Below are 18354 nucleotides of genomic sequence, written 5' to 3'. Positions count from 1 at the left end.
TCACGTTGCAGAAAGGGATAACCGGCATTGACACATCGCAAAATTCGGATCGAACACTTAAGTCGGTGCCCTTAAGTAGTTTTACGGAGGCCGGAATCGACTGAAGGGGCGGTGCTCCAAGGACGTTTTGGCAGGGAACGCGTGACAAGGGACGGCGTGGCAGGCGGGATGGACAGCGTGGTGAGCGATACGGCCGCAAGGCGCCCGGCGGGGCGCGCCGCATGGCCCGATGCCCTGGTCGGCGGCGCCGTGGCGCTTCTCGTCCTCGGGCTCGGCGTCGTGGTCGGTTTCCCGCCGTTCCGGGCCGAGGGGCTGATGCTCCAGCTCGCCGGCGTGATGCTGGTGAGCGGGCGGGGGCTGGTCGCCGGCGGCAGCGCCCTGGCGGTGGCCATCGCGGGCGGGGGGGTGCTCGCCCTCGCCACCGGCGCGCGCAGCCTCGGGGGCGCCTTCGATCCGGCGACGCTGGCTTTGTTCATCGCCGTGGGGCTCGGCATCGCCGTGCTCGGCGAGCGGCTGCGCCGCACAAGGCTGGATGCCGCCGCCCGCAATCGCGACCTGCTGGCCCGCGAGGCGCACCTCTCCTCCATCCTCGACACCGTGCCGGACGCCATGGTGGTGATCGACGAGCGCGGCATCATGCGCTCCTTCTCCAGCGCGGCCGAGCGCCTGTTCGGCTATACGGCGGCCGAGGCGGTGGGACGCAATGTCTCGATCCTCATGCCCACGCCCCACCGGGAGGCCCACGACGGCTATCTGGTGCGCTACCTCACCACCGGGGAGCGGCGCATCATCGGCGTCGGCCGGGTGGTGGTGGGCGAGCGCAAGGACGGCTCCACCTTCCCCATGGAGCTGGCGGTGGGCGAGATGCGTTCCACCTCCGAGCGCTTCTTCACCGGCTTCATCCGCGACCTGACCGAGCGGCAGGAGACCGAGGCGCGCCTGCAGGAGCTGCAGGCCGAGCTGGTCCACATCTCCCGCCTCACCGCCATGGGCGAGATGGCCTCCACGCTGGCCCACGAGCTGAACCAGCCGCTGTCGGCCATCGCCAACTACATCAAGGGCTCGCGCCGCCTGCTGGATGCCGGCACCTTCAAAGTGGAGATGTTGCAGGGCGCGCTGGAGAAGGCCGGGGAGCAGGCCCTGCGCGCCGGCCAGATCATCCGCCGGCTGCGGGACTTCGTCTCCCGCGGGGAGAGCGAGCGGCGGGTGGAGAGCCTCTCCAAGCTGGTGGAGGAGGCGAGCGCCCTCGCCCTCGTCGGCGCCAAGGAGCACGGTATCCAGGTGCGTTTTCACTATGATCCCAGGTGCGACCTCGTGCTTGCCGACAAAGTGCAGGTCCAGCAGGTATTGCTGAACTTGATGCGCAACGCCCTGGAGGCAATGATGGAGGCGCCGCGGCGCCAGCTTGTGGTGAAGACCGAGGCGGCGGAGGACGACATGGTGATGATCAGCGTCTCGGATACGGGCCACGGCATCTCGACCGAGGTTGCGCCGCAGCTGTTCACACCCTTTGTCACCACCAAGCAGCACGGCATGGGGGTGGGGCTGTCCATCTCCCGCACCATCATCGAGGGCCACGGCGGCCGCATCTGGGCCGAGCCCAACCCGCAGGGCGGCGCGGTGTTCCGCTTCACCCTGCGCGCGGTCGGCGAGGAGGCGGCGCTTCATGACTGACCCACGGATGTCCGCGGTGATCCACGTCATCGATGACGACGAGGCCGTGCGCGAGTCGCTGGCTTTCCTGCTCGCCACCGCCGGCCACGCGGTGCACACCCATGCCTCGGCCCGGCATTTCCTGGATGCGGGCATGCCGGCGGCCGACCCGTCCATGAGCTGCATCATCACCGATGTGCGCATGCCGGACATGACCGGCATCGACCTGCTCCAGCATCTGCAGGAGAAGGGCTCCACCGTTCCGGTGATCGTGGTCACCGGCCATGGCGACGTACCCTTGGCGGTGGAGGCCATGAAGCTCGGCGCCGCCGATTTCCTGGAGAAGCCGTTCGACGACGTGGCCATCCTCGACACCGTGAAGTCCGCGCTGGCGCGCCGGGAGAAGGCCTACCAGCACGACGCCCTGCGCGATCAGGTGGCGGAGCGCATCGCCGCTTTGTCCCAGCGCGAGCGCCAGGTGCTGGAATGCCTGGTGGCGGGCCAGGCCAACAAGACCATCGCCTACGAGCTGGGCATCAGCCCGCGCACGGTGGAGGTCTACCGCGCCAATGTGATGACCAAGATGAAGGCGCAGAGCCTGTCCGAGCTGGTGCGTATGGCGCTGCTGGCGGGCATCTCGCCCAAGGCGGCATAAGGGGGCGCTCGATCGGGCCACTGCCGCTTGATCTAACGCAACGCCGGACGCCTCCTCCCAAAGTAGGCTGGAAACCAACTGACCACGTGCGCCCCTCGGCGGCGTGGACCCACGAGCCGGTCGTGGGAAGGACCTGGGAAATGATCGTGTCCAACGAGGCGCCTGGCTTCGTCGTCCATGTGGTGGATGACGATCCGGCCGTCTGCAACGCGCTGAAGTTCGCGCTTGAAGTCGATGGCTTCAACGTGCGGACCTATGCCCGCTCGGAGGACGTGCTCGCGGCCGAGCTGTCGCGCGGCGGCTGCATGATCGTGGACTACAATCTGCCCGGCCTGAACGGCCTCGACCTGCTGCGCGAGCTGGACCGGCGCGACGTGCACCTTCCGGCCTTCCTCATCACCAGCAATCCCGCCCTTCATGTGCGCAGCCGCGCCACCGCCCAGGGTGTGGCCATCATCGAGAAACCCCTCCTCGGCAACCAGCTCAGCGAGGCCGTGCGCGACAGTTTCGCGCGCTCCGGCCTGTGCTGAACAAGGTTCGCCTCCGCTCTGCCTGCCTCTCCCCGGAGCCGGATCCGGTCCGGTTGACCCAACCCGATCGGTGAATCCGGCTTCAAACCTGAAAAAGAGACCGTTTTGCCGATCATATTGCAGTGCGGTATGATCGGGACGTGCTCTTGCGGTGTTCCCGTGCGTAACTTGTCCCGGTTACGGACCACGGTCGGTCGCATCTTGAGGGCCGACGGGCACCAGCAGCGAGGCCGTTCATGACCACGCGCAATCTCGACGCCTTGTTCCACCCCCGTGCCATCGCCCTCGTGGGCGCCAGCAACCGACCCGGCAGCATCGGCGCGGTGATCGCGCGCAACCTGTTCGAGGCGGGGTTCGAGGGGCCGATCCTCACGGTCAATCCGAAGGAGCGCGCCATCCGCTCCTCCCTCAACTACGCCTCGGTGGCGGACCTGCCCATTGCGGTGGACCTCGCCGTGGTGGCCGCCCCGCCGGACAGCGTGCCCGCCACCATCGCCCAGCTGGGCGAGAAGGGCTGCCGCGCCGCGGTGGTGCTGCGCGCCGGCTACGGCCCGGGCGAGCAGATCGAGACCCCCGAGCAGCGCCAGGCGATGCTGGACGCGGCGCGGCCTTACCTCCTGCGCGTGCTGGGGCCGAACGGGCTCGGCTTCATCTCCACCCGGCCCCACATCAACGCGAGCATCGCCCACCTGATGCCGGCCAAGGGCGACGTGGCCTTTGTCAGCCAGTCCGGGGCGATGACCTCGGCGGTGCTGGACTGGGCCCACACCCGCGGCTTCGGCTTTTCCCACGTCGTCTCGCTGGGCGAGAGCGCTGACGTGGATTTCGGCGACATGCTCGACTATCTCGCCCTGGACAACACCACCCGCGCCATCCTGCTCTATGTCGAGCATGTGAAGGATGCCCGCAAGTTCATGTCGGCGGGACGCATCGCGGCGCGCTCCAAGCCGGTCATCGTCATCAAGGCCGGGCGTGGCGCCGCCGGCGCCCGGGCGGCGCTGTCCCACACCGGGGTTCTGGCCGGCAGCGACCTAGTCTATGACGCGGCCTTCCGCCGCGCCGGCATGCTCCGCGTGCACGAGCTGCGCGAGCTGTTCGAGGCGGTGTCCACCCTCGCGGCCGGCATCAAGCTCACCGGCGACCGGCTCGCCATCCTCACCAATGGCGGCGGCGCGGGCGTGGTGGCGGTGGATGCGGTGGAAGGCATTCCCGGCCGTCTCGGCATCCTGAAGCCGGAGACGGTGGAGGCGCTCGACAAGATCATTCCCGTGCCATGGGCGGGGGCCAACCCGGTGGACATCGTGGACGACGCAGACGGCGCCCGCTACGGCGCCGCCCTGAAGGCGCTGCTCGCCGACAAGGGGTCGGATGCCGTGCTGGTGCTGAACTGCCCGTCGTCGGTGGCCGACAGCAGCCAGGCCGCCGACGCGGTGATCACCGTGCTGGAGACGCGCATGCGCGCGCCGGTGCTCACCTGCTGGCTCGGCGAGACGGCGGCGGCCGGCGCCCGGCGGCGCTTCGCCGCCCGCCGGATCCCCACCTACGAGACCCCGGACGAGGCGGTGCGAGCCTTCGGCCACCTGGTCTCTTACCAGCGCAACCAGACCCAGCTCATGGAGACGCCGCCGGCGCGCACCTTCGAGGATCCCGACCGGGCCAAGGCACGCGAACTGGTGGAGAAGGTTCTGGGCGAAGGCCGCAGCGCCCTCACCGAAGTGGAGGCGAAGGCGGTGCTCTCCGCCTACGACATCCCGGTGGTGGAGACGCGGGTGGCCGCGACCCCAGAGGATGCCGGCCGGTGCGCCGCCGAGATCGGCTGGCCGGTGGTGGTGAAGGTGCTGTCCCACGACCTCACCCACAAGTCCGACGTGGGCGGCGTGCGGCTCGACCTGCGCAGTGCCGCCGCGGTGGAGGATGCCTGCCGCGCCATCATCGCCTCGGTGGCCGAGAAGCGGCCCGGAGCGTCCATCGCCGGCTTCACGGTGCAGGCCATGGTGCGCCGACCCAACGCCCAGGAGCTGATCGCCGGCATCGCCTATGACAAGACCTTCGGCCCGGTGGTGCTGTTCGGCCAGGGCGGCACGGCGGTGGAGGTGATCGGCGACCGGGCCGTCGCCCTGCCTCCCCTCAACGGCGTCCTCGCCCGCGAGATGATCGAGCGCACCCGCGTCGCCAAGCTGCTCGCCGGCTACCGCGACCATCCGCCCGCCGACATGAGCGCGGTGGCCGGGACCCTGGTGAAGCTCGCCGAGCTGCTCGCCGATCTTCCCCAGATCGCGGAACTCGACATCAACCCGTTGCTTGCCGACGAGAACGGTGTCATCGCCCTCGACGCCCGTATCGTGGTGCACGAGACGCGGGTGGAGGGCACCGACCGCTTTGCCATCAAGCCCTATCCCTCCAGCGAGGTGTCCGAGCTGGCGTTGACCGACGGGTCCAAGGTGGCGCTCCGGCCGATCCGGCCCGAGGACGAGCCCTCCCTGGTGGAGCTTGTCCATCGCTCCGATCCGCAGGACGTGCGCATGCGCTTCCTGGGCTCGGTGAAGGATTTTCCCCACCTGATGGCCGCCCGCCTCTCCCAGATCGACTACGACCGGGAGATGGCGTTCGTGGCCATCGAGCCGAACGGGGATACGTGCGGCGTCGTGCGCATCATCTCCGATCCCGACAACGAGGCCGCCGAATACGCCATCATGGTGCGCTCGGACATGAAGGGCAAAGGCCTCGGCTACCAGCTGATGACCGAGATCCTCGCCCATGCGCGCAAGCGCGGGCTGAACACGGTGTTCGGCGACGTGCTCCGCGAGAACGGACCCATGCTGCACCTGGCCGAGGACCTGGGGTTCAAGGTCACGGCCGGCAGCGACGATCCCACCGTGATGCGGGTGGTCCTCGACCTGAGCGCCACCCCCGCGGCCGCCGGTGCGGGCGCCGGTGCCGGTGTCTAGAGTGGTTTCGCGCGAAGTGGATACCGCCCCTGACGTCAAGCGCGACCTTGACGGGAGCGGGCTTGGCGGCGATATCGCTCTTGCCACCCGGCCGGGCGGGGATCACCATGCCGGGAGCAGACGGTAGCTACCCGACAAGGATGATGATCGGGCAGGGCCGGGGGACGAGTGGATGCGCCGATCGTCGAAAGGGCCGGCCCCCAGGGGCGTCCCGGTCGCGGGTGGGCCATCGCAACGATCGGCATTGGGTGACTTGTGAGCGACGCCGACGATGGAGCGCGTGGACCCTGGGAATCGGAATATCTTGCCCTGCACGACCCGGTGACCAGCCTGCCCAATCGCCTCTTGATGACCGAGTTCCTCGCCGGTGCGCTCAGCTCGCCGCAGGAAGCCCGGCGGGTGCTGGCCGTTTTCTGCCTCGACCTCGATAATTTCCGCCATTTCAATGAGATGTTCGGCCCGAGCGCGGGTGACCTGATCCTCGCCGAGACTGCGCGGCGCATCCGCCGCTGCGTGCGCGACCATGATCTGGTGGCGCGGGTGGACGCCGACACCTTCATCGTCGTCGCCACCGGCGTCGGGGATGCGAAGGCGGTGGACGGCCTGACCCGGCGGCTTCAGTCGGCGCTGAACGCGCCCATCGGCCTGTCGTCCGGCGCGGTGGCCTATCCGTTGGTCAACATGGGCATCGCCCTTGCTCCGCTCGATGCGGAGGATGCCGACGGCCTCGTGCGCTGCGCCGAGCTGGCGCTGGAGCAGGCCAAGGCCGAAGGTCCCGGCACCTGCTCCTACTTCGCCGACGACATGAACGACGAGATGAGTGGCCGGCGGACGCTGGAAGGCGACCTCAGGCGGGCCATCGTGTCCGACGAGTTCGTGCTGTTGTTCCAGCCGCGCTGCGACGCGCGGACGCTGAAGCTGCTCGGGGTGGAGGCCCTGATCCGCTGGGACCATCCCCAGCTTGGGCTGCTCGCCCCCGATGCGTTCGTCCCCATCGCGGAGAAGAGCGGTCTTGTCATTCCCATCGGCGAATGGGTGCTACGCAAGGCATGCGACACCATCTCCCGCCTGCCGGACCTGAACGTCTCCGTCAACGTCTCGGTGGTGCAGTTCCGCAATGACGCGCTTGTCGACACGGTGGATGCGGTGCTCAAAAGCACCCGCGTGGCGCCGGAGCGGCTTGAGCTTGAGATCACCGAGAGCGTGCTGATCGAAAATGCCGAGAAGGCGCTTGAGGTGCTGGCGGGGCTGAAGAAGCTTGGCGTGCGCCTGTCCATGGACGATTTCGGCACCGGCTATTCGTCGCTGGGCTACCTGCGGACCTTCCCGTTCGACGCCCTCAAGATCGACCGGCGCTTCGTCGGCGACCTGGACCATTCCAAGGAAGCCCTGGCCATCGTCCAGGCCATCCTCGGGCTCGGCCGCGCGCTTGGCATGCAGGTGGTGGCGGAAGGGGTGGAGACGGAGAGCCAGCTCGCCATTCTCAGGGCCGACACCTGCGACGAGGTGCAGGGCTTCTTCCTCGGTCGTCCCATGACGGAAGAGGCGCTGCTCGCCTTTATCGCCGACCGCCGGCTGGCGAGCTGAACGCCCGCCGGGCCTTGCTTTCGGTTCAGGGCGTTTCCGGGCCGGCCGTAACCACGCCCGCCCGGATCAGGCCAGCCAGGGCGCGGGGCGGTCGAGGGCGATGAGGTCTGCCACCTCGAGGCGCGGTCGCACCACCGCCGCCGCCGCGCCGCGCACCAGCACTTCCGGCACCAGCGGACGGGTATTGTAGGTGCCGGCCTGCACTGCGCCATAGGCGCCGGCGGTCATCACCGCCAGCAGGTCGCCGGCCTTCAGGCGCGGCAACGGACGGTCGAGGGCTAGGAAATCGCCGGTCTCGCACACCGGTCCCACCACGTCCGCCACCACCAGCGGCGCATCGGCCGCCGGCTCGACGACGGGAATGATGTCGTGGTGGGCCTCGTAGAGGGTGGGGCGGATGAGGTCGTTCATGGCGGCGTCCACCACCACGAAGGTCTTGCCCTCGCCTTCCTTAACGTAAATCACCTTGGTGACGAGGATGCCGGCGTTGGCCACCAGCATGCGGCCCATCTCGAACACCAGGGGCAGCTTCAGGTCGCCGAGGGCGCGCCTGACCACCTCCGCATAGGCGCTGGGCGGCGGCGGCACTGGATCGGACGCCGCGTAGGGCACGCCGAGCCCGCCGCCGAGATCCATGTGATGCAGCTTGTGGCCCGCCGCCAGCAGGTCGCGCGCCAGCTCCGCCAGCAGCGTCACCGCATTGTCGAAGGGCGCCATGTCGGTGATCTGGCTGCCGATGTGCATGTCCACGCCGGTGATGGCGAGGCCGGGCAGGCGCGCGGCATAGTCGTAAACCTCGCGGGCCCGCGAGATGGGAATGCCGAACTTGGTGGCGGACTTGCCGGTGGAGATTTTCTTGTGGGTCTTGGCGTCCACGTCCGGATTGACGCGGATGGAGACCGGGGCGCTCACCCCCATGGCCGTCGCCACCTCGGAGAGGGCGTCAAGCTCCGGCTCGCTCTCCACGTTGAAGCACAGGATGCCGCCGTCCAGCGCCGCCGCCATTTCCTCGCGGGTCTTGCCCACGCCGGAGAAGACGATGCGCTCGCTGGGCACGCCGGCGGCGCGGGCGCGCGCCAGCTCGCCAGCCGAGACGATGTCCGCCCCCGCGCCCAGCCGGGCCAGGGTGGCGATGACCGACTGGTTGGAATTGGCCTTCAGGGCATAGCACAGCAGCACGTCGCGGCCGCTGAACGCCTCCATGAACACCCGGTAGTGGCGCTCCAGCGTGGCGCTGGAATAGCAGTAGAAGGGGGTGTGCACCTCGCCGGCGAGGGGGGTGATGTCCACGTCCTCGGCGAAGAGGCAGCCGTTGCGGTAGTCGAAATGGTGCATGGAGAGGGGGCGGTCCGTGCGCGCTGTCGTTCGGGCCGGGACGGTCGGGGTCCGTCCGCCGGGCGCGAAGGCTTTACCTCTTTTGGCCTGCTCTCAGAGCAGGCTGTCGAGGATGAAGGGCTGGTCGGGCTTGGTGACGCCCTTCAGCAGCGGCGATTCGCCGGTGGTGGCGCCGGGGGCCGCTTTCTTTTTCTGCCACTCCGCGTGGGGGGTGGCGCTTTCGAGGATCTCGCCGTCCGAGGTGGGGGCGATATAGGGGGCATCGGCCGCCGCGCCCGGCTTGGTTCCGGGCTTGGCCGAGGTGACTGCCGCCTGCTGAACCGCCGGCTTGGTGGCCGCGGGGGTGGCATGGGCGCCGGGCGGCGGCTCAAGCGGTCCCTTCACGCCACACGCCGCAAGGGCGAGGGTGCCGCAGAGGGCGAGGGGGACGAGAAGAGGGCGCATGGCGGATTGGGCCGTTCCGGAAAAGGTGGCCGCCACTATAGCCCGCGCCGCGCCAAAGGCGAGCCCCCGCCTCCCGCGCTGCAGGATGGGCTGCAAGTTGGGCGACGGCGCGGGGCGCGACACGGGGCGGGGAGGGTGCGTCACGCCGGGACCCCGAGCTTCTTCAGCCAGCGCTTGGCCTGCGCCCGCACCCGGGTCGGCGCGGTGCCGCCATAGCTCACCCGGCTGCGCACGGAGCGCACCACGGACAGCACCGAGAACACATCCTGCGTGATCCGCGGGTCCACCCCCTGCATGTCGTCGAGGGACAGCTTGTGCAGCGCAATGCCGCGGTCGGAAGCAAGCCCCACGATGCGCCCGGTGATGTGGTGGGCCTCCCGGAACGGGATGTTGAGGGCGCGCACCAGCCAGTCGGCAAGGTCGGTGGCAGTGGAATAGCCCTGGCCCGCCGCCTTCTCCATGCGCTTCTCGTCCGGGACGATGTCACGCACCATGCCGGCCGAGGCCGCCACCACCAGCGAGAGGGCGGAGAAGGCGTCGAAGGCGCCTTCCTTGTCCTCCTGCATGTCCTTGGCATAGGCCAAGGGCAGGCCCTTCATCACCACCAGGATGCCGGTGAGCGCGCCGATGATGCGCCCGGCCTTGGCCCGCACCAGCTCGGCCGCGTCCGGATTGCGCTTCTGCGGCATGATGGACGAGCCGGTGGTGAACTTGTCCGAGAGCTTCACCAAAGCGAAGGACGGCGAGGTCCAGATCACCACCTCCTCGGCGAAGCGGGAGAGATGGACCGCGCAGATAGAGGCGGCGGCAAGCGTCTCCATGACGAAGTCGCGGTCGGAGACGGCGTCCAGCGAATTGGCGGTGGGCCGATCGAAGCCGAGGGCTTTCGCCGTGGCCTCCCGGTCGATGGGGAAGGAGGTGCCGGCGAGCGCCGCGGAGCCCAGCGGGCATTCGTTCAGGCGCTTGCGCGCATCGGCGAGGCGGCCGCGGTCGCGCGCCACCATCTCCACATAGGCCATCAGATGGTGGCCGAAGGTCACCGGCTGGGCGGTCTGCAAATGGGTGAAGCCGGGCATGACGGTGGCGGCATGGGCCAGCGCCTTCTCGGCCAGCGCCCGCTGCAGGTCGGCGAGCTGGGCGTCGAGGGCATCCAATGTGTCGCGCACATAGAGGCGGAAGTCGGTGGCCACCTGGTCGTTGCGCGAGCGGGCGGTGTGGAGGCGGCCGGCGGAGGCCCCGATCAGCTCGGCGAGGCGGCTCTCCACGTTCATGTGGATGTCCTCCAGCTCGCGCCTGAAGGTGAAATTGCCGGCCTCGATCTCTGACAGGATCGTGTCTAGACCCTCCGTGATCTTGTCGGCATCTTGCGCCGCCACGATGCCTTGGGCCGCGAGCATCTTCGCATGGGCCTTGGATCCGGCGATGTCCTGCGCATAAAGACGCTGGTCGAAGCCGATGGAGGCGTTGATCTCCTCCATGATGGCGTCGGGGGCGGAGGTAAAGCGCCCGCCCCACATCTTGTTGCTCATGACGGATCCCCTCGTGATGACCGAAGCCGACCAGCCCCGCGCGACCGAAACCGACGAGACGGCGACCGGGCCGGCAGCGACGCCTCCCAAGGGGGCGCGCGGCTCCGGCGTGCGGACCGTCGCGATCGTCGCGCTGGCGACGCTGGCGGGCGCCGTTGCCGGCGCGCTCGCCCTATACGGGATGAACCGCCTCCCCGGCAATGCACAGGCGCCTCAGGTCACCTCCGCGCCGGCCGCGGAGCCGGCTTCGTCCAAGGTGGCGGATGCGGCCTGCCAGGGCACCGTGGAACGTGCGCGCGCGTTCGCTCCGCTGGTCAAGGGCGGCCTTGCCGCCTTCGCCCCCGCCACCGAGCCCCGCCGCCTGCCGCCCCTCGCCTTTACCGACGGCACCGGCAAGGAGGTGACGCTGGCTGACTTCAAGGGCCGGGTGGTGCTGCTGAATCTTTGGGCGACCTGGTGCGTGCCCTGCCGCAAGGAGATGCCGGACCTCGACCGCCTGCAGGCGACCCTCGGCGGGCCGGATTTCGAGGTGGTGGCGGTCAATCTCGACACCCGCGATCCCGAGAAGCCCCGCGCCTTCCTTAACGAAATCGGGGTGAAGCACCTCGCCTTCTACGCCGACCCCGCGACCAGGACTTTTCAGGCCCTGCGCGGGGTTGGACGAGGTTTCGGCCTGCCCACCACGCTCATCGTGGACCGCGACGGCTGCGAGATGGGTTTCCTTGCGGGACCCGCCGAATGGGGTGGCGCCGAGGCCGAGGCCCTGGTGCGCGCGGCGCTGGCGACAGGCGCGGTTCCATCGCCGGTGCGGTAACACCGTGCGGGCGCAAAATTCGCATTTTGCGAAAAAAGGATTTTGGGCTTAAGTGTCGCTCAACCTTCTCTGTTCACAGTGCGTGACCATGGAAGGCGGAGGCCGTGCAGGGGCCGTCGCATGCCCGCAAGCCTACCACACGAAGCCCCGTTCAACGGTAAATTGCGTTCCACGCTCCGTCAGTGCTAAAAACTTGACCTTGACAATAATGGCTCGTGCAACGGCCAAAATCGAATCACCGGGGACGCGCCTTGAGAATTCTGTCGATCTTCGGCACGCGCCCGGAGGCCATCAAGATGGCGCCGCTGGTTCGCACCCTCGCGGGGGCGCCTGAGGTCGCGTCCGTGGTCTGCGTCACCGGCCAGCACCGCGAGATGCTGGACCCGGTGCTGCACCTGTTCGACATCCGCCCCGATTTCGATCTCGGCCTCATGGCCCACAACCAGGGGCTCAACGGCCTTGCCGCCGGCGCGCTCACCGGCCTCGACCAGGTGCTGGCGCAGGTCCAGCCCGATCGCGTGCTGGTGCATGGCGACACCACCACCGCCATGGCGGCGGCGCTGGCCGCCTTCCATCGCCGCATCCCGGTGGGCCATGTGGAAGCGGGCCTGCGCACCTATGATCTCGCCCAGCCCTTCCCGGAGGAGATGAACCGCCGGGTGGTGGATCTGGTCAGCGACCTCCTGTTCGCGCCCACCGCCGGCGCCGGGGCGAACCTTGCCGCCGAGCGGCTCGCCGGCCGGGTGGTGGTCACCGGCAATACCGTGATCGACGCCCTCCAGGCGACCCAGTCCCGGATTGATGGCGACCCGGAGCTTGCCGCCGCCCTCGACCGGGGGCTGCCGGCGCTCGATCCCCGCAAGCGCATCCTGCTCGTCACCGGCCATCGCCGGGAGAATTTCGGCGACGGTTTCCGCTCCATCTGCGCGGCGCTGGCTGAGATCGCCGGCCGGTCCGACGTGGAGATCGTCTATCCGGTGCACCTCAACCCCAATGTGCGCGGGCCTGTCACCGAGGAGTTGGCCGGACGGGCCAACATCCATCTGGTGCCGCCCCTCGACTATCTGCCGTTCCAGCGGCTGCTGCAGCGTGCCCACTTGGTGCTCACCGATTCCGGTGGCGTGCAGGAGGAGGCGCCGGCGCTGGGCAAGCCGGTTCTGGTCATGCGCGAAGTGACCGAGCGGCCGGAAGCGGTGGAGGCGGGAACGGTGGAGCTGGTCGGCACCTCCCGCGCCGCCATTATCGCCGCCGTCACGCGGTTGCTCGACGATCCGCACGCCTATGCCGCCTATGGCGGCCGCATCAATCCTTACGGCGACGGGCAGGCCTGTCGCCGCATCCTCGACTGCCTGTGCGGACGGCCGGTGGAGGAATTCTCACCGCTGTCCGTTGCCCCCGCCTTCCCTTCCGCCGTGCCCGCGCCCCGGCGTCCGGCCGGTCTTGCCGCCATGCTCGTGAGAGACTGACATGAGACACCATCCCGCTTTCGCGCCGGCTCTCCCGCCCGCCGTCCTCCTGGCGCGCGGCCGCGCCATGGCTGCCGGAAGGGCCGCACGACCACTCGCCGCCCGGCTCGCGGCGGCGCTGCTGCCGGCCGGCCTCATCGCTGGCCTGTTTGGTGTCGCGCCTGCGGTGGCGCAGACGGCGGATCCGATCGTCTCCGCCATCCAGGAACGGGCGGCGGACACGCGGGTGACGCGCTCCTATACCCTGTCCGATCTCGGCATCGACGGGCCGGTGGTGCTTCAGGGCATGGATGCGCGCCGCGACCTCTACCTGCCTGTGCCGGCCGGCGTGCCGCTGAGCGATGCGGCCATCGCCCTCGACGGCGAGTATCTGCGCGGCGACGGCGGGCGCACCACCCTGGTGCTCTCGGTGGACGGAACCCCGGTCTATTCCCGCCGGCTGGAAGGGGACAGCGGCAGCGCGTCGGCGACCGTCGCGGTGGATGGCAAGCCCCGCCCCACCGGCTTCGTGCGCCTCGGTACCGCCTGGTCGTCGGTGATCGGCGAATATCTGTGCGCGGACGAGCGCGGCATCGGCAACGTCTTGAAGATCAGCCCCAAAAGCCGCTTCACCTATTCCTTTGAGGCCGGCGCAGTACGCGACCTTGCCACCGCCTGGAGCGGCATGCCCGGATCGGGCAGCCTGCTGGTGGCGGGGGGCACCCTGACCAAGGACACCTATGACACCGCCTGGCGGCTCGGGCTGGCGCTGGAAGCCGCCGGCAAGCGCTTGGTGGTGAAGACACTGCCCGCCATCGGCGACGAAGTGGACCTCTCCGGCCTCGACGTTCCAGCCTCGCTGCGCGTGGTGGCGCCGTTCTCGAACTTCGTCGGTATCGGCACATATCGCATCAAGGACGCGGCGGATCTGGGCGCCCTCCTCGTGCTGCCCGGCTCGCCGCTGGGCGCCGACGTGGCGGTGGCGGACGCCGGCCTCCTCACCTCCATCAAGGGGGCGCTGGATGCTCTCGGCGCCCGCCTCGGCCCGGCCTCGGCCGCCTTCACCGAGTGGCGCGCCAAGGCGGCGAGCCTCGGCGCGGCCACCGTGGCGGCGGACGAGGTGAGCCTGCAGTCTCTCGCCGGCCGGCCGGTGATCGCGGTGGGCGGCGCTGCCGGCGGCAAGGCGACGGCGCTGTTCGACAGCTTCTGGCGCACGTCGCTGGCCTCCGGCGCGGTGACCATCCGCGCGGTGGACGCGGTGCCGCAGAAGCCATCGGCGGTTTCCCTCGCCAGCCTCGGCCCGGCCGAGGGCAACCTCGACGTGCTGGCCCGCGGCGACTTCGTGGTCAGCTTCGATCTCGCCGCCGCCACCGGCGGTCATTCCCTGCCGAGCCGGCTCAACCTCGACGTGGCAGCCGCCCCCGGCGCCTCCACCTCCGAGCCGGTGGTGGCGGTGTTCCTCAACGACGTGCTGCTGGCCGCCAAGCGGCTGGAGGCCACCGGCCATCCCGAGCACCTGACGGCCGCCGTGCCGCCCTATGCGCTGGCCGCCCGCAACGTGCTGCGCGTGACTTTCCAACGCCAGCCGGTGAGCGACCGCTGCCGCGAGACGCCCCAGGCGTTCCCGGTCTCGGTGCTGCCCACCAGCCATTTCGAATTGGGTGGCGCGGCCCCCGGCGGCGATTTCCTCGGCGTGATCGCGGCCATGGCCTCCGGTGGCCGTCTCGTGGTGCCCGACACCTATCTCGCCAGCGCCAGGGCGAGCCTGCCCCGCGTGGTGCGGGCGGCGGCCGCTGCCGGCGTCCCGGCCCGCTCCAGCAGCTTCGAGGTGGCCGGTCCCGGCGCTTCCTTCCGCGCCGCCGGGGCCTTCCTCGCCCTCGACGTACCGGTGCAGGGCATCACCCCCAAGGCCCGGGTAGAGGGCGACCGTCTCATCGTCGGCACCGACGACAAGGCGCGCCTGCTCGACATCTCCGGGCTGAAGAACGTGGCGCTGGTGCAGGCCCTGCGCGCGGATGAGGCCCGCGGCATCGTCTGGCAGAGCATCGGCCCGGTGGCCATGACGCCGGAAAAGCCGGTGCGCCTCTCCCGTGGCGACGTGGCCCTGGTGGGCGTGGATGGCACGCTCACCGAGCTCAGCGCCTCGGGCGCCGCGCCGGGCACGGTGCGGGTGGCCGACACCGACGGGCCGGCCGGCACCCTCCAGCGCCTGTGGCAGAAGTCGTCGGAGTGGGGCCTGCCGCTCGGCGTCGGCGCCGCCGCCCTGTTCTTCCTGCTGCTGATCCGCGCCTCCTACGTGCGTCGTCGCGGCAACTGACGCAGGAAGGATCACCGCCATGTCCCTCGACGGGCTGTCCCTCTATTGGCCATTCCTGCTGGCCGATTACATCCGCGTGGTGGAATACGCCGCGGCGGTGGTGGCGGTGATCATCCTGATCTCCTCCATCGACGACCTGTTCGTCGATGCCTGGTACTGGGGGCGGCGGATCTACCGCCGCTTCGTCATCGAGCCGTTCATCCGCCCGCTCACACCCGCCGCCCTCTACCAGCGGGACGAGCAGCCGCTCGCCATCATGATTCCCGCCTGGCTCGAATCCGGCGTGATCGCGGCCATGATCGAGAACATGGTGAGCGTACTCGACTACCGGCGCTACGTGATCTTCGTGGGCACCTACCCCAACGATCCCGACACCATCGCCGAGGTGGAGCGCATGCGCCGGCGCTACAAGCAGCTGGTGCGGGTGGAGGTGAAGAACCCCGGCCCCACCAACAAGGCCGATTGCCTCAACGCCGTGGTGCGCGCCATCTTCCAGCACGAGGAGATGACCGGCACCGAGTTCGCCGGCCTCGTCCTGCACGACGCCGAGGACGTGCTGCACCCCCTCGAGCTGCGCTTCTTCAACTATCTCCTGCCGCGCAAGGACCTGATCCAGATCCCGGTGCTGTCGCTGGAGCGCCACTGGTCGGAGCTGGTGGCCGGCATCTACATGGACGAGTTCGCCGAGTGGCACGCCAAGGACCTGGTGGTGCGCGAGAGCATCGCCGGCTCGGTGCCCTCCGCCGGGGTGGGCACCTGCTTCTCGCGCAGGGCCATGCTGCATCTTCTCGCCGACGGCAACGGCGAGGTCTTCAACACCGGCAGCCTCACCGAGGATTACGACATCAGCGCGCGCCTCGCCGAGGCGCGCATGCAATCCATCATCGCCCGCCTGCCGGTCGACTACCGGGTGACGCGCGAGACCTTCTTCGGCTTTGGGCCCGAGATCGAGCGCGTCATCCGCATGCCCCTGTGCGTGCGCGAATTCTTCCCCGACACCTTTCGCACCTCCTACCGGCAGAAGGCGCGCTGGGGGCTGGGCATCGCCTTCCAGGGCTGGGGCTACATGGGCTGGCGCGGGAGCCTCGCCACCAAATATTTCCTGTTCCGCGACCGCAAGGGCATCGTCACCTCCATCGTGGCGGTGCTGGCCTATGTGGTGGCGGCGCACTTCCTCATCTTCCTCGCCGCCGAGAAGCTCGGCTGGCTGCCGGCGCGCTACCCCTCCATCTTCGCCACGGAAGGCTGGCTGCTGGCTGTGCTCACCGCCAATGCGGTGGCCTTCGCCCTGCGGCTGGTCCAGCGCTTCTATTTCGTCGCCCGGGTCTATGGCTGGGAGCAGGGGCTCATGTCCGTGCCGCGGGTGGTGATGGGCAATTTCGTCAATTTCGCCGCCACCGTGCGGGCGTGGCGGCTGTTCCTCGCAAATGCCCTGTTCGGCCGCCGCATCGTCTGGGACAAGACGATGCATGATTTTCCCGACCAGGCGGAGCTGGGCCAGCAGCGCCAGCGGCTGGGCGAGCTGCTGCTCACCTGGCAGGCGGTGCTGCCGGAGCACGTGGACGCGGCGCTGGCCGCGCAGGACGAGCGCCAGCAGCCCCTCGGCCGCATCCTCGTCTCCCGCGGCTGGCTGGACGAGGAGACCCTGGCAGAGGCCATCGCCTTCCAGTCCGGCCTGCCGCGCACCCACGTGACCGAGCAGATGGTGCGCCAGTTCCACGATCTGCTGCCCCTCGACCTGATGGTGCGCCGGCGCCTGCTGCCCGTGGGCCGCGACGAGACCGGGCGCCTGGTGGTGGCGGTCTCGTCCCCCCTCGGCGAGAAGGCCCGCGAGGAGGTGCGCGAGGCGGTGGGCGACCTGCCGGTCCAGCGCATCGCCCGCGAGAGCGAGATCAACGGCGGCCTGCGCCTGCTGCGCGGCGTCACCCCCGGCATCGAGGGCCACCGGGCGCCGCCGCTGCTGGGCGAGCTGCTGCTGGAAAAGGGCCTGATGCAGCGCGAGGCGTTCGAGGCGGCCATGGAGCATTACCGCCCGGACGTGGACGGGCGCATCGGCGAATATCTCGTGCGCTGCGGCATCGTGAAGGAAGAGGCCATCGAGGCCACCGTCCGCGAGCAGGAGCGCCGGCTCACTGTCGCCGCCCTGTGAGCGGGCGGGCGGGCCGGTTTCAGCCAGCCGGGCCCGGCGTCAGTCGGCGCAGGCCATGGCCGTGCTGAGCCGCCGCGCCGCGCTCGCCATCGGCGCCACGGCTTTGGCCGGGGCCGGCCTCGTTGGGCTCGATCTGGCGGTACGGCGGCTCGGCCGCGCGCCGCGCCTGATGGAGGGCATCGTCTGGCAGGTCCATGGCGGCCTGCTGGATCCGCGCGGCGACTGGAACGAGATCGGCGCCCGCAGCCTGCTGGTGCAATGGCTGGTGGCCGATGGCACCGCCTTCGTGCCGCTGCCCGACCTCGGCCTGCCGCTGATCGCCGACGCGCCCAACTGGACCCGCATCGCCCGCGAGCCGTGGGCGCAGACCATCATCGCCGGCCTCGCCGGCCGCTTCAAGGAGCCGGAGGCGCGGCGCGACGTGCTGGCGCTCGGTGCGCTGTCGGCACGGGTTGCGCGGCAAAGCCTGCCGTTCACGCCCGCGGGCTTCTATTTCCCGGTGGAGGCGGACCCGACCTGGACCGGGGTCGGCCAGATGGCGGCGGCCATCGCCGACATTCCCCGGCCGCTGTGGGTGAGTGCCTATGACAATTCCAACGTGGGCGCCAAGGCCTTCGCCGACTGGGTCGAGGGCTGGCTGCCCAGTGACGTGGGGCTGCTCTTCCAGGACGGGGTGGGGGTCTATACCCGCAGTCCGGAGGCGGCGCGCTCCTATGCGCAGGTGCTGACGCAGCGACTGGGCAGCGAGCGCTTCAGGCTGATCGCCGAGGCCTTCCGCCCGGCGGGCGGCGACCTTTTGCGCGCCGCCACGGCGGCGGAGTTGCTGCCCCAGCTGCGCGCCTACGAGGGCTTCGAGGTATTCGTGTTCGACGGCCCGCATTATGTGGACCGCCTGCTGGTGAAGAAGCTGCTGGCGGGGTAGGGGCGGGCGCCCCTTTTCCTCCGCGC

Annotated in this window: 13 protein-coding genes; 10 read left to right on the top strand and 3 right to left on the bottom strand. The window is 69.7% G+C overall.

Features of this window, described 5'->3' with window-relative positions; translation table 11 throughout:
• Positions 1-168 precede the first annotated feature (168 nt).
• The 5 genes from FZ033_RS20515 (at position 169) to FZ033_RS20495 (ending at position 7373) form a co-directional block, all read left to right on the top strand.
• Positions 169-1674 (top strand): sensor histidine kinase, encoded by a 1506-nt coding sequence (locus tag FZ033_RS20515; RefSeq protein ID WP_149578065.1) that lies wholly within the window; start codon positions 169-171, stop codon positions 1672-1674.
• Positions 1667-2308 (top strand): response regulator FixJ, encoded by a 642-nt coding sequence (gene fixJ, locus FZ033_RS20510; protein ID WP_149577922.1) that lies wholly within the window; start codon positions 1667-1669, stop codon positions 2306-2308. The genes FZ033_RS20515 and fixJ overlap by 8 nt, the downstream gene beginning before the upstream one ends.
• Before the next feature lie 140 nt (positions 2309-2448).
• Positions 2449-2838: a response regulator transcription factor gene (locus tag FZ033_RS20505; protein ID WP_149577921.1), complete on the top strand. Its 390-nt coding sequence runs from the start codon at positions 2449-2451 to the stop codon at positions 2836-2838.
• A gap of 236 nt (positions 2839-3074) precedes the next feature.
• Positions 3075-5786: a bifunctional acetate--CoA ligase family protein/GNAT family N-acetyltransferase gene (locus tag FZ033_RS20500; RefSeq protein ID WP_149577920.1), complete on the top strand. Its 2712-nt coding sequence runs from the start codon at positions 3075-3077 to the stop codon at positions 5784-5786.
• Between the two features lie 255 nt (positions 5787-6041).
• Entirely contained in the window at positions 6042-7373 is a 1332-nt protein-coding gene (locus FZ033_RS20495) for a putative bifunctional diguanylate cyclase/phosphodiesterase (RefSeq protein ID WP_149577919.1), read from the top strand.
• Positions 7374-7439: 66 nt separating this feature from the next.
• On the opposite strand, the gene lysA is transcribed toward FZ033_RS20495, so the two are convergent.
• The 3 genes from lysA to argH form a co-directional block, all read right to left on the bottom strand.
• Entirely contained in the window at positions 7440-8708 is a 1269-nt protein-coding gene (lysA, locus tag FZ033_RS20490; protein WP_149577918.1) for a diaminopimelate decarboxylase, read from the bottom strand.
• Positions 8709-8801: 93 nt separating this feature from the next.
• Positions 8802-9152 (bottom strand): LPS translocon maturation chaperone LptM, encoded by a 351-nt coding sequence (gene lptM / locus FZ033_RS20485; RefSeq protein ID WP_149577917.1) that lies wholly within the window; start codon positions 9150-9152, stop codon positions 8802-8804.
• A gap of 140 nt (positions 9153-9292) precedes the next feature.
• Complete coding sequence (gene argH, locus FZ033_RS20480; protein ID WP_149577916.1) at positions 9293-10681, bottom strand: argininosuccinate lyase; 1389 nt, start codon at positions 10679-10681, stop codon at positions 9293-9295.
• 16 nt (positions 10682-10697) lie between these two features.
• Here argH and tlpA point away from each other — a divergent pair, with 16 nt between their 5' ends.
• From tlpA to FZ033_RS20455, 5 genes are all read left to right on the top strand, one after another.
• Positions 10698-11495: a thiol:disulfide interchange protein TlpA gene (tlpA, locus tag FZ033_RS20475; protein ID WP_232847586.1), complete on the top strand. Its 798-nt coding sequence runs from the start codon at positions 10698-10700 to the stop codon at positions 11493-11495.
• Between the two features lie 251 nt (positions 11496-11746).
• Positions 11747-12961: a non-hydrolyzing UDP-N-acetylglucosamine 2-epimerase gene (gene wecB / locus FZ033_RS20470; RefSeq protein ID WP_149577915.1), complete on the top strand. Its 1215-nt coding sequence runs from the start codon at positions 11747-11749 to the stop codon at positions 12959-12961.
• 1 nt (position 12962) lies between these two features.
• Positions 12963-15257: a cellulose biosynthesis cyclic di-GMP-binding regulatory protein BcsB gene (locus FZ033_RS20465; RefSeq protein ID WP_149577914.1), complete on the top strand. Its 2295-nt coding sequence runs from the start codon at positions 12963-12965 to the stop codon at positions 15255-15257.
• 19 nt (positions 15258-15276) lie between these two features.
• Positions 15277-17406 carry a glycosyl transferase family protein gene (locus FZ033_RS20460; protein WP_149577913.1) on the top strand — a complete coding sequence of 710 codons (2130 nt, stop codon included), beginning with the start codon at positions 15277-15279 and terminating at the stop codon, positions 17404-17406.
• A 55-nt stretch (positions 17407-17461) separates the two neighbouring features.
• Positions 17462-18328: a hypothetical protein gene (locus tag FZ033_RS20455; RefSeq protein WP_149577912.1), complete on the top strand. Its 867-nt coding sequence runs from the start codon at positions 17462-17464 to the stop codon at positions 18326-18328.
• Positions 18329-18354: the final 26 nt, after the last annotated feature.

The sequence above is a fragment of the Xanthobacter oligotrophicus genome (assembly GCF_008364685.1).
Classification (GTDB): domain Bacteria; phylum Pseudomonadota; class Alphaproteobacteria; order Rhizobiales; family Xanthobacteraceae; genus Xanthobacter; species Xanthobacter oligotrophicus.
Note: the sequence above shows the minus strand (reverse complement) of the source record. Positions and strands in the feature narration are given on the sequence as shown.